This is a genomic window from Natronobacillus azotifigens (assembly GCF_026805325.1).
Classification (GTDB): Bacteria; Bacillota; Bacilli; order Bacillales; family Amphibacillaceae; genus Natronobacillus; species Natronobacillus azotifigens.
Genome location: NZ_JAPRAT010000035.1, coordinates 25645 through 41786, shown reverse-complemented (window position 1 = coordinate 41786; position 16142 = coordinate 25645). Strand labels below are relative to the sequence as shown.

Sequence of the window (16142 nt, the reverse complement as noted above, 5' to 3'; positions counted from 1 at the left end):
ACAGTAAAAGACCGTATGATTCAACAAGCTATTGCCCAGGTGCTTACACCGATATTTGATAGACAATTTATCGAATGCAATTACGGGTTCAGGACAAGAAGATGCGAAAATGGACATAGTAAAGACGTTAAAATATATATGATTAAAGGACATATTGGATGTAAATATTGATCTGGAGAGATTCTTTGACACGGTAAACCACGATAGGTTAATAACCTTGCGTCTCGAAAAGTAAAAGTTGGGGATGTTATATTAATTATCTATAAATCTCTAGTAAGTAAGTGGCGTGCAAATAGATAATGAATATTATACTTATCAAAACCTAGACTGTCCGAATAAGAGGAATTCGGACAGCAGATGGCTTATCAATATAAAACTTTAATTTGGAATTCCTTTTTTTGTACCTATTGCTTCTATTTCTTAATCCTACACAGTTTCATCCGATCAAAAGGAAACTCAAATCGCGGGAGGACTTCTGGTCTCCCTAATGATTGTTAGTTTAACATTTGAGGTGATAGCATCCCACTTAAACAACCTAGGATCTTATTGTTGTTTTTAAGCGGGAGTTTATTAAAAAACACCAGGCAAAACACCACCTAGCTTTCTGACTCAGGACCAAGAAAACAAGCATAATACCTATCCTTCCACATCTCTTCTACGATAACCAAACAAACCCATCGCATACAAACCTAGAGCAATGATCGTTATTAAGCTTAAAGAAGACCAATTCAATGATTCTACAGGCAGTTCTGGTATATGAGCATATGGTGTTAGGTTAACAAGCCAATCCGGCATCTCTAATAATTCTCCTAGATAGACGACGAAAAAAGAGTAGATCAAGTAAAACCAAATCCAGCTCGTAAATTTAGGAGCGAATCCGAATAGTACGGTCGCCAATCCAAGCATGATCCAAACAGCTGGTAAATAAGCAAGCATTGCCTGTAATAATGTAGAAAAAGATACCTCTACATCTAGTAGCGCTAAACCTGCTCCTGCTAAGCCGACCACAGCAGTAAGTAACATCACCGTACTCGTTATGATTGCAATGGCTAAATACGTCATCAATAATTTCATTCGTGAAATTGGACGTGCTATGATATGCTCTGTTCGTTCTTTTTTCTCTTCCCCACGAATTCTTAACAGACTCATTAATGCAGGTATCGTTCCCATGATCGCCATAACAACCATGAGCATGGAGAGAAATTGTTCTGTCATCGATACTCCTTCAACAGCTCCAATCAATTCAACCATCATTTCATTTTCCGCAAAAAAACCTTCTAAATCACCGAGCACCGACCCATAACTAGCACCGATAAGGAACATCCCAATAAGCCAAGCTATTAAAGGCGTGCGCTGTAACCTGAGCGAGAGGCCGATTGGTGTTTGCAAAAAGCGAGAGGCTTCTTTCTTACCAGGCTTTTGTCGAATTAACCCTGCTCCGATATCACGAGTCTGTTGAAGGCGTAGAGCAACAAAACCAATAATAATTGCTAAGATAACCGAAACAGCAATCGGCCACCAATAATTGTTCACATAAACTTCTGTACCTAATAATATACCAAGTGGTGAAAACCAGGAAAGCAGCTCATTACCTGCGTCGCCAATCGCACGAATCATAAACGAGACACCTAGTACAGCAAATGCAAGCATTTTTGTTCCTCTCGCATTATCGGAAAGTTGTGCAGCTAACAGTGTAAACACACCAAAAACGATCCCGGTGATACCTAGCACAACACCATACAACAATGAACCATGCCAATCAATCGATTCTATTCCTAAGCTAGCTAAGGATATAGCAGTGATAAGTGTCAATACAACATTCGTAGCCACCATGACGAGTAACGCGGCGTTCGTTTGTGCGAGCCTCCCAACAGGTAAGGCACGAATCATTTCTAATTGCCCATCTTCCTCATCTGCTCTCGTCAATCCCACAACGAGCAAGATGTTCATAATCGCTACAACCACAGCCGTCATTAATAACATTTGATGTGCTAACATCGCACCATCCGTATAATTATCTAGCCCGTAACCTTGACCTACAAGTGCAGACATTGCAGGATTACGCATCGTTTCTGCTATCGCTTGACGTTCTTGATCATTTTGGAACAAACCACTTAACGCAAGAGCAACCATGAGCGTAACGACTACGATCGATACAATCCAAGTAGTTATTTTTAATGCTTCACGCTTTGAAAAAAAACGAAACAAGAGAGCCGTTTGATAACTTGATTGCTTTGCCATAACTACTTGCCTCCCTCACTTTGTGTTCCTTCATAATGACGCATAAACAAATCTTCTAATGTCGGTGGAGCACTTTCTAATTTTTTTACACCAAAATCACTAACATAACGAATTACTTCACCGAGTGATTCACCATCCACTTGAAATGTATAAGCGTTCTCCTTTGCTTCCAGATCATGCACACCTTTTACAGAAGCAATGTCATCGATCGCTCGCTTGGTCTCGACAGATAATTGAATCCGTGTTAAGTGACGTAATTCAGCAAGCGAACCAGATTCGATAATTTGCCCTTCTCTAATAATAGCTACTCGATCACATAAACGTTCTACTTCGGATAAAATATGGCTCGATAACAACACACTACTGCCAGCCTCTTTTGCTTCTAACACACAAGACTGGAAAACTCGTTCCATCAAAGGATCAAGACCTGATGTTGGTTCATCCAATATATATAGATCAGCATCCGCAGCAAAAGCTGCAATTAACGCTACTTTTTGCCGATTACCTTTAGAATAGGTGCGACACTTTTTGGTCGGATCAAAGTCAAATTGCTTGATTAACTTTTCTTTTCTTGCTGAATCAACTGTTACGCCACGCATTTTTAAAAATAGATCAATGACTTCTCCACCCGTTAAATTAGGCCAAAGGTTTACATCACCAGGTACATAGGCGATTTTTTTATGAATCTCCACCGCATCTTCCCAAGCATCTAAACCAAATATTTTCGCAGTACCTGAAGTAGATTTTAGTAACCCTAATAAGACGCGAATCGTCGTTGATTTCCCTGCACCATTTGGTCCAATAAAACCATAAATTTCACCTTTGTTTACGGTTAAATTAACACCATCTAATGCGGTAAAACCGCCAAACTTTTTCGTCAATTGACTCACTTGCAATAATGTCATCACTTTCCCTCCTCATTTTCGTAATATACTTGTTTTAATAGTTTTAAATAATCATAAAATTCTTCCCAATAGGGAGTTAAATCAATCTCGTTGAATTTCTTTCCTTGTAATTTTGCTTTTAACTCATTTTGGTAGCCCTCGAACGACCAACGAATCAGATCAAACGCCTTTTTCACATCAACATCTTGACGAAATAATTGATAGTTAATTCCATCGAACATTTTCTGATGAGCCAGAACTTGTATCTTTTCATATTTTTCTTGAATAGATTTGGGTAAATTATGCTCATTTGCGAGCATAAAAGTACCCAAGAAATTCATCATATCTGGGTGTTTATCGAACAATGCTAGTTTCACTTGTGCCATTTGATAGAGGCGTTCAATAAAATCCTCTTCTTCCATATCTACCTTCGCTAAAAAATCTTTTAGGGTAAGATCTAAGCTATATTCCAGTAGATAATAGTAAAAGGATTGTTTATTTTTAAAATAATAAAATAACATCCCTTTACCGATTCCTGCACTTTTCACGATTCGATTTGTTGATGCCTGTTCATAACCTTGTTCACCGAATTCCTGTAACGCTGCATCAATAATCCGTGCTTGTTTTTGTGGATCTAAATTCAAAAACTTCTCATTCATGGTTGGTTTCCTTTCTTTGAATACTTTAGACCACATCGGTCGGTTTCATTATAGCAAAAGTAGACCAGGATGGTCAATCTATTTTTAGATTGTTATGATAAACCGAAAAAACACCTGGTTCTTTAAGAGCTTCTACAAAGCGTCTGCATGGCACTCCAGTTACAGACGGTCGCTTTCCACGGGTGCGGCCTCAGCTAACTTGGTAAAGAAAAGCACTTTACCAAGTGGATCTTCGGACTCGCTTTTTTCCCGTTGGAGTCGCCGTCTTTCACTTCCGTTTTCCCCATATTTTTCAAGAACAATATCAAGAAGAGAATATCTTTTATAAAACATAAGGAAATGCTTACAGACTCCTTAGAGAACATCAATTTAAAATTCTTTTTCTTTTTTTGATTCTTATTTCGGTGTTTTCAAGTTTTAAAGACCCTAAACCCATGATACATCAACAAAATATTATCTTTCTTATCTTGTAAGAAAAACCAGGCAAACTACCCACCCCTTCGAAAAAACAAGAAGAGGCTATAGTTTGTAAGGAACTTATGGTGACAAGCTATAGCCTAACACTTTTCAATAAATAACCATCAGATCTGCTGTTATACCAGAATCTATAGTAAACGCCTCACAACAATTTTGTGTTGTAAGGCGTTTTTCAATGACTTATATTTTTGTGTCTCGTTCCATTAAATTAATTCCAATCCCCATGAAGAGAACACCCATTAATAATAGGATAGAGAGTGGTTGAAGCAATTCAGTAATTCCTTGATCAAAAAGAATCGCACCTTTTAAGCCTTCCATGCCATGGAAAATTGGCATCACTCTCGAAAGGGCAATCATCATTTGATTCGAGATAAGATCGATCGGCCAAAATGCACCACCAAGCATCGCCATTCCTGTTGCAACAATTGGGTTAACAGCGTCTAATTGTTGTGGTGATTGAATTAATCCCATTAGGAACATGCCTAAAGCTACAATCGAAAAGACATACACGATCAACACAAGAACAATTGCCCCAAATTGATCACCAAAGTCATACCCCAAAAGATAATGGAATAATGCAAAACTAACGACTATTTGCAGAAACCCAATCAGGAAACAGTAAAAAAGATGACCGAGATAGATTTTTGTTTTCTTGACCGGGGATAAAATTAATCGGTTCCACGTCCCATCTCGCTTTTGAATGATGATCGATGAAATAGTAATCAAGATCGTATAGATGGCAAAGTATAATGTCATCCCAATAACGACATGAAACCGTTCTGCATCTGCTTGTGAAGCATCACCTTTTAGTGCGTCCACATCAATGCTCATTAATGGTTGTTCCAGCGCCTCTTCAACTCGTCCCTGAATATCGGTTATCCCTGTTTGCTCAGCCACCTGCCTAATTCTTAATGTTTCTTGAAAAACGCGTTGCACATGTTGATCCACCGCAATCTGATAATGCGATTGATGTCCAACTAAATAATGAAATTGTTCCTCGTCTACATGTAAACCAAAGCTTATTCGCCCAGCTTCGATTAAATCGACTACATCTTCTCGATCACTTTGTTGAAAAGTTAACGTATCTGAATCATTCAAAAGATCGAGCCATTCCGCCATCTGCGGTTCAGATAGCTGGTCGGTAAAGGTGTGTACGGTCATCTTTTGGTCAGCCTGAGAACCAGCTAATAAAAAGACAAAAACAAACGTAAGGCCAAGAAAAGATAAGACAAGAAACGGATTCCGTTTTAATCGTACCCATTGCAATTCAAATACTGCCCACATTATACGGACCTCCTTTTCGGAAATAACCCTATCGCAAGGATAAATAAAAGCACCGTAGTACCGAGCAGACGAATAACAATTTGGGACATGCTATTCCATCCAACACCTTGCAATAACTGCATATACAACGTCATCGATGCTCCATTTGGCGTCCAATTACCGAGCACACGAATTATTGGTGAGATTTGTTCTACCTGTGTAAAACTCCCACCAAGAAATGCAAAGATTGTAACGACACCACCCGAGAATACCCCGGATACAGAATAACTATTATATCGAAGTGATATGCTTGTTAATAGGGCGGCAATTGCTCCGATGGACAGAGAGAATACAAAGATAATGAAACCTACACCCAACCAAAAGAAGAATGACTCGCCAGCAAAGGTTTGAAAAATTACGGTTGATAAAGAAAATAAGATTCCCAGTTGAATCACAGAGATAAAAATAGTAGAAATCATTTTTCCTGTCAAATAATTTAATGGCGATTGACCCGTTAACATCAATCGATCAAACACTTTTGTCTCTTTTTCGAGTGTTGCATTGCTAGAAATCGTACCAGCAACATAAAGTGCAAACATAACCGCCATACCGATTGTATAATATTGAAATGCAGTCACCGGTTCACGGGTTGATAAATATTCTGAATCACCTAACACACCTCTGTCATTCGATGACTGGCTGCTTTCTCCTTCCGTCACTTCAGCTAAAGCCATCTCTAAATTGATCGATGTAACAAAACTTTCTAGCATATTTTTGATCACATTGGCCCGCACTTGACCAAAATCTTGTATCAACAGTTCGAGCTCACTGCCATCACCAGTTTCCAGAAACATTTTTTCTAGTGTTGCGAATGTATAGCCTGACGGGATCGTTACCATTGCCGCAACCTCATCTTCTGCTAACGCTTCCTCTGCCTCTGCTCGATTCATTTCAAAGATTTCAATCGCATCAGAGACTTCTGGATTTTCAAATAATTCTTTTACCATTTCAATAGGATCTATGAGAGTCACTGAAGCTTCAAGTTCTTCCACTGCTCCCTCTGGCAATTCCAGCGTCTGTAGGTGGGCAGTAAAATCAGCAAATCCAGTTTCTGATTGATCTTCTTCTACAAGTGCAACGTTAATATCAGGCATCGTTTGATTTCCAGATATTAACCCACCGAGCGCAAATCCCAATATTGATATCAAAATAAACGGCATCAACAGCAAGACAAGAAGTTCAGCACGATCCCGGGCGATAATCAATAAATCTTTCTTTATAATATTCCACACGCGGATCTCCTCCTAATCTCGTAATTTCCGTCCCGTTAAATGTAAAAAGACATCTTCAAGTGTCGGTACTTCTACATGTGCACTAGTGATCTTGATATCCATCGTTTCAGCAAGAGAAAAGACATCTGCCAACACATTGGCTCCTTTAGAAACGATTAGTTTATACCCTTTTGGAGCTTCTGTTACCTGTTGAATAGCAGTTAACTCGTTTAGCGCATCTAGCATTGCTGAAGAGGTCTGATCCACTTCAATTAGTACCGTTTCTTCACTAGACAGGATGCTCTTTAGCTCTTCTTTTGTTCCAGATGCAATGATTTGCCCATGATCCATAATGTAAACTCGGTCACAAAGACGCTCTACTTCTTCCATATAATGACTCGTATACAATACGGTCATACCCTTCTCTTGATTGAGTTTACGAACCATATCCAAAATATAACTTCTTGATTGCGGATCGATTCCAACTGTTGGTTCATCCATAATTAGTATTTCTGGTTCATGCAACAAAGCCACCGCAATATTAATTCGACGTTTCATTCCGCCAGAATACGTTTTTACTAAATCTTTTTTTCGATCTTGTAATCCAACCAATTCAAGGACTTGATCAATTTTTTGTTCTAATTGCTTTCCTTTTAACCCATAAATTTTCCCGAAAAATTTTACATTTTCATAGGCAGATAATAGTTCGTACAGCGCAATTTCTTGTGGTACCACACCCAAAATCGGCCGGATACTGTTTGGATCTTTCAAGATATTTTTTCCTTGATAACGAACCTTTCCTGCTGTCGGTTTGATTAAAGTAGATATCATGGAAATGGTTGTTGACTTCCCAGCTCCGTTCGGTCCAAGCAGACCAACCGATTCCCCTTTATCTAAATATAAATTCACCTCATTTACAGCTACATTTGTCTTGAATTTCTTCTTTAATCCTTCTACTTCTAACATTCGTATAACCTCCTTCTAAGGCTTCTTGCTTCCAATCATTTGATTATCCATGCATAGTATAAAACAAAAAAGACAGTGAAAACACTGTCTGGAGTCATTACTTATGGTTTGGAACATGACCTTAGTCATATTCACACAATATGGTGGTGGATCGCGTAGATCGCAATTTGCGTTCGATCACGTAAATCCAATTTATCCAAAATCGTCGTAATATGATTTTTGATTGTTCCGACCGATAAGTATAATTGTTCTGCAATTTCTTTATTGCTTAATCCTTGACCAATTCGTAGCATAATCTCTAATTCTCGTTTCGTTAAGGACGGATCAACCTCCTGTTCGGGTTGCCTCTGCATCAGTGCAGGCATGACCTTTGCCGCTACCTGATCTTCTATCGACAATCCACCTGCCAAACAACTTCGAATCGAACGAATCAATTCTGCGGGATCTGCGTCTTTTAACATATAACCATTCGCTCCGTTTTTTAACGCTTCCAACGCATAGGATTCATCATTAAATGTCGTTAACATGAGGATTTTTCGTTCTGACCAGTTTTGGTGAATGATGCGCGCTGCTTCTAGCCCTGTCATTTCTGGCATACGAATATCTAAAACGACAAGATCATAATGATTATTTCTACACAAATCAATCGCAACTTTGCCGTTTTCCGCTTCACCCGTCACACGTAGTTCTGGATCTGTTTCGATCATCATTTTTAATCCTTGCCGAACTAGCGCTTGATCTTCAGCTAATAAAATAGAAATCATTACAATTGCTCTCCCTTCGCTAACGGAAATGTGCCAATTATTCGAAACTCCTCATTCGCCTGCGTTATTTCTAAGTTCCCAGATATTTGGTCGATTCGCTCACGCATTGCGGTTAAACCAAACCCTTCCTGAAAAGAAGTGGTTTTATCAACTGGATTACTAATCTGAAACCGAAAATAACGACCAGTCGGGACACTGAAGGCGACACTAGCTTCTCGCGATTTACTATGTCGCATAATATTCGTTAGTGCTTCTTGTACCGCTCGATAAACCGTGATCGATTGTTGGTTCGTTAGCATCGAAGATAAAGCGCCTTGTTTTACAGAAAAAGTAATTCGAACATTGCTTTCCGCTTCTAACTTTCGTATCAATTGAATCACTGCCGACAATCCACCAACCTCATCATTTTTCAATGTTTTTACCGCAGTTCTTGTATCCGCTAAACTTTCTTGAGCCAAATCTTTTAACAAAAGCAACCGATCTTTTGATTCCAAATCCGTTGTTTGCATTTGGGCGACCTCTAATTGCATTAACAGTGCGGTTAGTTTATGGCCCACCGAATCATGCATATCTCGAGCAATTTGTGCGCGTTCTTCTTGGCGTACTAATTCTTCACTCGTGACCAACTGCCTTTTCACCTTGCGAAATTCACTTCTCAGGGCTTCTTGTTGTTCCACCAATTTTTGTTCATGATCAATGGTTTGGTGAAATGCTGTCAATGCAATACTTAATAAGATCGCATACAAACTAATCGATAACAAATATTCTAACGGCCCATACACATATGGAACAATTGCTCCAAAATAAAGAATCGTACCGATAAGAATTGCGTGTATGTTTTTCAATCGATAGGCAGCTTTTCCTCCGATTAATCCGAATATTAGGAGAGCAAAGAAATTAACCTGTGTCGTATGTAACGGCCAAAACACTACGATACTAATCATGCTCATGAGAATAAATAAAAACATATGATAGGACGGCTTTTTTTCCAGCAATGGTGAAAGAAAATAACAACCAAAAAAGAGCGCACTTCCTACCATAAAGGTAAGACCTTCTATATCGCCACTGAACAATCCAGCTAGTGACCACGTAACAATTAACAAACCGAACCAAACCCAATAAGACCGCATTCCACTTCACTCCTCTACCTACCGATAACTCTATTCATAGCATAGCAAAAGGTTTTCTAGAACAAAAGGAAAATTTTCAAGTTGATGACAGAAGGGAAGTGGCATTGATAATACAGATTTTTTGTGGGGTGCTACAACTTACAAGAAGAGTTCCGTAATAATATTTACTACGAAACTCATCTCTATTATATTATCTTGCAGTGAGATTATTAATTGTTGGTGTATTATATAATTTATACTCTTTAAATCCATGTCCCCGTTTAAATGTGTAATCCCAAGTAATAGACCTTGTGCTACCAATAGTATGAGAAATAAACTGTGTAGTCCCAAATGCAGTTAAACTAACTCCTGTAGTATTAGTTCTGGTTGAAATATGTTCTCTCGTATGAGTAGAACCTGGTAGATATATAGAACCTGAAACGGAATTGAAAGACACTCCATTGCCACCTCTTATTGAAGCACCCCAATTAGTTCCTCCGATCCATTGATGTGCCCTTTTAGTTCTATATTGATTACCGTTATGGTGTTTCCAAAGCGTATTCAAAAATTCTACTTGTGTTCTTGCCCATACTCCATTCGATGATACTGTAGTTCCTGTTCTTACAGGATAAGTTGTTTTACTGCCATAAGATATGGAACTACTTCCGCTTACTTCAGCAGCTCCGCTTTTATAAGCGGTTCTTGTTTGATAATTAGATGCTGTAGTAGAAGAACTACTAACTGTTAGCATTACATCTACACCTTTGATAGCGTGTACTGGAACTAAATTAACCCATTCAGTTGTTCTAGTAGTACCGGCATTATAATAACCAACACAAGCAATGCAAAGAGTAGATACAGAATCAACATTATCAGGATGTAAATGCAAATGTGGATCAGCACTCTCAACAAAATTGAAATCTAATCCTTCATCTAGATTATTTGAAGTAATATAATCCAAAATATTTATTTTTTCATCAACATTTATCTTATCGTAATTTTTAATATAAAATTGATCGTAATTAAAAACACTTAAATGCTCAGGAGTTGATATTACTACTGAATAGGGGATTTTAAAGTAATCCTCAGTAGATAACTTCTCAATTAGACCTTTAGGTGGAATAATCTCAATATTATTTAATTCATCATAGGTAATAATTTCGTTAACAATTTCAGTTTAATTTATTTCTTCAAAAATTTGAACTTGGATTTTGGACTTCTTTATATATTCATTTTTTGACATTGATTTATTTCTCGAATTTAGTGTACCTGTATTATTTTCAGAAAAACGAGTAAATTCTTTTTCTAAAACTTCTTCCAAAATTTCTAAATCTGTAGTAATTTTTGTAGAATATTGTTCTAAAGATTTTAATATTTGTTCTTTAGCCTGTAATTCAATTTTGTTGTCAACTTCAGAAGCTGAAAGCACATTAGAAAATGATAATAGCAATAAGACCGTTAAAGTTTTCGTTTTAAATACCTTTTCATTATCGATTCTTTAGAGATTGACTGCATTGTAATTACCTCCTAATAATTGTTTTTTCATTACATGAGTATAGTAACATTTTTTACATAAAAAATACATATATTTTAATTTTTTTGAAAAAAATGTTTTTATATTTTAAGAAACTGATATTTATCATATAATGATTTAAAAAAGAAAGGATTTTAAAATGAAAAAAACAGTATTAACTATAATCTCTATTCTCATTATTGGTTTGACAATATTAATATTTAATAAAATTTATTTTAAGCCAGCGTTAATAATTGACGGGTACAGTTTGCTACCTATAGATGGCGAAACATATTTCCATGTTCAATTTATACCAAATCATCATCCCCATATAAGATATTTTGAGGAGGTTAAAATGAATGTATGTACCACAAGAATTTAAGTATTACATATTTCCTGATATGTATGATTACACTAAAATAGATTTTTCTACTAGTGCGAAGATTCCAACAAAGTTAGAGAGCGGACTTTCTTATGCTGTCATCGTTGGACCAATTGATTCAAATTATAATTATGAGGAAACTGAGATATCGGTTTTATTTACCAAGTACAAGCATTCATTCGAGTGGCCGTGGGTCAATTAACCCAGAAAACACAAATGCTTCTATTCATTACGATTTATTTTTGGTAAAACTCTATACCTATGTTTACACTTTAGTATAGTTTTTGATAGGTAGTATAAGCCCTTAATCCAATTAGAGCTATGGGTTTTACTTTCCTTCATTTTTGATTCAGAATATCCGTTCAAGGTTTAACAAGGAATAACGATGGTTATTGCATTTAAATTGAGCCACTTCTGCGTAGTTTTAAGCTATCGATTGCGGAGAATAAGGCCATCATTTGCGAGGTCGAGAGACACTGATAGTAAACAAGCTTATTAAAAAACAGAGTCAGAGCCACAGCGGAGAAGCTTGCCATTGACTGTAACGCCCGATTCTTTGCATTTGCTGGGAGAGGGCGGGGCCTCACCAGCGAATGCTTAGAATCGGATTGACCGTGTTATCATATTTGAGCAGGTGTGCCTATTGGCATTATTTATTGCAGGCCTGCGATTGTTCCTCAAAACGCGGACAACGGTATTTACACTATTTATAGCGAAAGATTTGTAGTGGTTCACCATTCCTCAATTACTGACTCAAACTGTCCGCAATACTCAAACGGTTTAATGTTTTACGAAATTACCAAATAAAAGTATTCCTCTGTATATGTCGTTTTTCTTAATCCCGCATGCAACTTATCCATTCCAACCGGTTGTTATAATGTTATGTAAATAGCTATTTAATCAGTAAACAGGTTGCGTTAATTTAATGAAGGTGATTTCCCGTGAGCTTTGCATATATGAAACTAGGAGAATAACTGTACTTATATAATAAACAGAAAGTATACGCTTACCTATAAAAAGAAAAAAATAAGGCACTGTAGAGGAACAGTGCCTTAACTCTATCATTAATACCCTTACAAGAATACTTTTTATTTTCTCTACTGCTTATACTCCATATAAACAACTTGCGTGACAAGGAAGTCTTCTACGCCATGTTTACCATCCGTACCACCTAACCCTGATTTACGCATTCCGGCATGATAACCTTGAACAGCTTCCATATTTTCGCGATTAATAAATGTTTCGCCAAATTTTAATTGGTTCACTACTTTCATCGCTTCGTTTAGATCATTGGTGTAAACAGAAGATGATAGTCCATATTCCGTGTCATTACCTAATTCTATTGCTTCGTCTAACGTTTTGTACGTCATCACTGGAATGACTGGCCCGAATATCTCGTCTTGAATGATGTCCATATCTTGTTCTACTTTTGTTAAAATCGTTGGTTGATAGAAATAACCATAGGACTTTCCTTCTACTGGATTGCCTCCTGCAACTAACTCCGCTCCTGCTTCTACTGCATCTTGCACCATCTGATCGACTTCTTCCAATCGTTCTTCATTAATGAGCGGGCCAATGTCCGCATCTTTATTTTTCATCGGCTTGTCTGCAGTCACATCGGCAAATGCTTCTTTTAACTTTTCCACAAACGTATCGGCAACCGATTCTTGCACATACACACGTTCTGCATTGGTACATGCTTGTCCATTGTTTAATAAACGTGATGTCTTAATATTTTCAACAGCTAAGTCTAAGTCGGCATTTTCCGTTACGATTGCTGGCGCTTTCCCGCCTAACTCTAAATTCACTTTTGTGATGTTTTTTGCAGCTGCTTCCATTACTTTTGTACCTGCACCAATACTTCCAGTAATTGATACTAAATCAACATCAGCATGAGAAGATAGTTGATTTCCTACCGTTGATCCTGTCCCGGTAACATAGTTGTAAACACCCGCTGGGACAATATTCATATCATCAAGCATTTTCGAGAAAAAGTACGCCGTGTTAGGGGTTTGCTGACTCGGCTTTAATACAATACTACATCCGGTAACCAGTGCGGTGGCAACTTTACGCGCCAAAATAAACACAGGGAAATTCCAAGGCACAATTCCGGCTACAACACCGATTGGTTTTTTGTATAGAAAGATATTCTCATTAGGTCGATCACTCGGAATAACCTCCCCTTCTATTCTTCTCGCCCACTCCGACATATACTTGAAATAATCGATCGCTAATTCTACTTCCCCTTTTGCTAAATCATAGGCTTTTCCTTGCTCTTCTTGCAATAATTGAACAAACGTTTCAAAATAGGCTTCCATTTCATTCCCTAGTTCTCTCACAATCTCTCCACGCTCTATCGGAGGGCGTAATTCCCATTCTCTTTGGGCACTATTCGCAGCTTCAACGGCTTTGTTCACATCGTTTTCCGTTGCTTTTGCTATCTTAGAAATAACTTCTTCCGTCGCAGGATTGATCACATCAATTGTTTCCGTAGCTTCTGACTGTACAAATTGACCATTAATATAAAGCTTGTGTGTTTCCATGTATAATCCTCCTTTTTTCGTTACCAATTCTTTACCACTTGTTTGGTTGGGTTAAACATTCGGAGGATTTTCTTGTATACGTATAAGGAGAAGACGACTAAATTACCTGGTATAACAGAGTAAAGGGGGAATGAATTTAACTATACTTGATCATTTGATAGATAGTGATCACTTCATTCAGTGAAAATGACAAGGGAGTGAACGAATAAGGTATTTCTTCTAACCAATAACCTTTCACCTCTTCTACAGCTAATGTAAAACTAATAGTTCTCTTGATAGTTGTGATAAAACAATAGCTAGTTTAGCTATCTTTCGTTACAATATAAGAAAATTGTTAATGGGAATGTGTGGTGAAAATCGTGTTAAAAATCTTATTAATAGAAGATGATTTTACTTTATGTCAAGAAATTAAAGAGCGCTTATCGACTTGGAATTATGATGTACACACCGTTGAGGACTTCCATCAAGTGATGGATCGTTTTACTAATGTCAATCCAGACCTTGTTATTATCGATATCCAATTACCACAATTTGATGGATTTCATTGGTGCCGAATGATTCGCACGCACTCTAAAGTGCCAATTATCTTTCTATCGTCACGCGATCACCCAACGGATATGGTGATGTCGATGCAGCTTGGAGCAGATGATTACATTCAAAAACCTTTTCATTTTGATGTGTTAATTGCAAAAATTCAAGCAATACTTCGACGTGTTTATAATTATAATGCAGAAACGAATCATATAAAAACATGGCATGGGGCTACGATTGACTTTGAAAGAAACACTATTGAAACCAACGAAAACTCTATCGAACTAACGAAAAACGAAGCGTTTATTTTACAAGCCTTACTTAGTAAAAAAAACAAAATTGTCAGTCGCGATCAATTAATGGAAATGTTATGGAAAGATAGTCGATTTATTAGTGATAATACGTTAACCGTAAATGTTAATCGATTAAGATCTAAACTTGAAGTGATTGCGCTTGATCAGTTTATTGAGACAAAAATAGGACAGGGTTATATAGCTTTAGCTGAGGAGAATGATTATGTTTAAAACCTATTTACAAGAACGAATCAGTTGGATCACATTTATTGTCGGATTACAATTGCTGAGTATACTAATCGCATTGGTTGATCCGACACTTTCTTTAGCAGGCATCTCCTATCTCGTTTTACTATCTTTTATTTTTTTGGTCCTATTTATCATTGTCCGTTATCACCGAGAAAGCCGTTTCTATAAAAAATTAGAAGAGCACAACGATGACCATTATCCAGTAAGCCCGTTTCAAGCAATTGTTACAGATTACTTAACAACTATTTCAAATCAATATGAACAGCACTTATCAATAAATCACATGGAAATAGAACAAGAAAAAGATCAATTATTAGCATGGATTCATGAAGTGAAGACACCTTTAACGGCCCTTCAACTTGTCATAGATCGTGTTAATGATCGATCTCTTAAGCAGAGCTTACATTATGAGTGGTTGCGACTACACTTATTGCTTGATCAACAGCTACATATAAGGCGCATGCCTGCTATTGAAAATGATTTATACATTGAAACCGTTGATCTATCTTCTCTTTTAACAGAAGAAATCAAACCACTCTATACATGGTGTCAGCAAAAAAAGATTGGATTTGATTTAGACCTCAACAATTCAGAAGTTATGAGTGATGGGAAATGGTTGGCCTTTATTATCCGACAAATAATTATTAATGCAATAAAATATAGTAATGAATCCACAATTGAGATCAAATGGTATGAAGAAGCTCAACATAAGAAGCTTTCTATCCAAGATTACGGTCAAGGTATCGCTACACAAGATTTACCAAGAATCTTTGATAAAGGCTTTACTTCAACCTCAACCCACAATAACCAAGCCTCCACAGGAATGGGGCTATACTTAGCTAGAAAAGTTGCTTCCTCTCTCCAAATAACGATTGATGTTAACTCAACATTGGGGGTTGGAACGGATTTCACGCTAACTCTTCCTAATCGAAATGCGTTTATGGAGCTATCAAGCATGTGACAAAGATGTCACATGCTTTGTCGTTTTTGTTAGTCA

Annotated in this window: 14 protein-coding genes; 3 read left to right on the top strand and 11 right to left on the bottom strand. The window is 37.3% G+C overall.

The window, feature by feature from the left end; translation table 11 throughout:
- Window positions 1-636: 636 nt before the first annotated feature.
- The 10 genes from OWO01_RS14490 to OWO01_RS14445 form a co-directional block, all read right to left on the bottom strand.
- Window positions 637-2241, bottom strand: a complete 1605-nt coding sequence (locus tag OWO01_RS14490; protein ID WP_268781186.1) for an ABC transporter permease — start codon at window positions 2239-2241, stop codon at window positions 637-639.
- 2 nt (window positions 2242-2243) lie between these two features.
- The gene (locus tag OWO01_RS14485) at window positions 2244-3146 is read right to left on the bottom strand and encodes an ABC transporter ATP-binding protein (protein ID WP_268781185.1); all 903 of its coding nucleotides are present in this window, start codon (window positions 3144-3146) and stop codon (window positions 2244-2246) included.
- On the bottom strand, window positions 3146-3784 hold the full coding sequence (locus OWO01_RS14480; protein ID WP_268781184.1) for a TetR/AcrR family transcriptional regulator: 639 nt from the start codon (window positions 3782-3784) through the stop codon (window positions 3146-3148). Before OWO01_RS14480 ends, OWO01_RS14485 begins: the two co-directional genes overlap by 1 nt.
- A 657-nt stretch (window positions 3785-4441) precedes the next feature.
- A complete protein-coding gene (locus OWO01_RS14475) occupies window positions 4442-5545 on the bottom strand; it encodes an ABC transporter permease (protein ID WP_268781183.1) in 1104 nt (367 codons plus the stop codon).
- Window positions 5545-6816, bottom strand: a complete 1272-nt coding sequence (locus tag OWO01_RS14470; protein ID WP_268781182.1) for an ABC transporter permease — start codon at window positions 6814-6816, stop codon at window positions 5545-5547. Before OWO01_RS14470 ends, OWO01_RS14475 begins: the two co-directional genes overlap by 1 nt.
- A 12-nt stretch (window positions 6817-6828) precedes the next feature.
- On the bottom strand, window positions 6829-7761 hold the full coding sequence (locus OWO01_RS14465; protein WP_268781180.1) for an ABC transporter ATP-binding protein: 933 nt from the start codon (window positions 7759-7761) through the stop codon (window positions 6829-6831).
- Window positions 7762-7892: 131 nt separating this feature from the next.
- Entirely contained in the window at window positions 7893-8525 is a 633-nt protein-coding gene (locus tag OWO01_RS14460) for a response regulator (protein ID WP_268781179.1), read from the bottom strand.
- Window positions 8525-9655, bottom strand: a complete 1131-nt coding sequence (locus OWO01_RS14455; RefSeq protein WP_268781178.1) for a sensor histidine kinase — start codon at window positions 9653-9655, stop codon at window positions 8525-8527. Before OWO01_RS14455 ends, OWO01_RS14460 begins: the two co-directional genes overlap by 1 nt.
- A 190-nt stretch (window positions 9656-9845) precedes the next feature.
- Window positions 9846-10595 carry a hypothetical protein gene (locus OWO01_RS14450; protein WP_268781177.1) on the bottom strand — a complete coding sequence of 250 codons (750 nt, stop codon included), beginning with the start codon at window positions 10593-10595 and terminating at the stop codon, window positions 9846-9848.
- 216 nt (window positions 10596-10811) lie between these two features.
- On the bottom strand, window positions 10812-11084 hold the full coding sequence (locus OWO01_RS14445) for a hypothetical protein (protein ID WP_268781176.1): 273 nt from the start codon (window positions 11082-11084) through the stop codon (window positions 10812-10814).
- Between the two features lie 422 nt (window positions 11085-11506).
- Between OWO01_RS14445 and OWO01_RS14440 the strand changes: the two genes are divergently transcribed.
- Window positions 11507-11731, top strand: coding sequence for a hypothetical protein (locus tag OWO01_RS14440; protein WP_268781175.1), 225 nt, complete (start codon window positions 11507-11509; stop codon window positions 11729-11731).
- A gap of 895 nt (window positions 11732-12626) precedes the next feature.
- On the opposite strand, the gene aldA is transcribed toward OWO01_RS14440, so the two are convergent.
- On the bottom strand, window positions 12627-14072 hold the full coding sequence (gene aldA / locus OWO01_RS14435; protein ID WP_268781174.1) for an aldehyde dehydrogenase: 1446 nt from the start codon (window positions 14070-14072) through the stop codon (window positions 12627-12629).
- A 359-nt stretch (window positions 14073-14431) separates the two neighbouring features.
- Between aldA and OWO01_RS14430 the strand changes: the two genes are divergently transcribed.
- Window positions 14432-15127: a response regulator transcription factor gene (locus OWO01_RS14430; protein ID WP_268781173.1), complete on the top strand. Its 696-nt coding sequence runs from the start codon at window positions 14432-14434 to the stop codon at window positions 15125-15127.
- Complete coding sequence (locus OWO01_RS14425; protein ID WP_268781172.1) at window positions 15120-16106, top strand: sensor histidine kinase; 987 nt, start codon at window positions 15120-15122, stop codon at window positions 16104-16106. The genes OWO01_RS14430 and OWO01_RS14425 overlap by 8 nt, the downstream gene beginning before the upstream one ends.
- The last annotated feature ends 36 nt before the right edge of the window (window positions 16107-16142 follow it).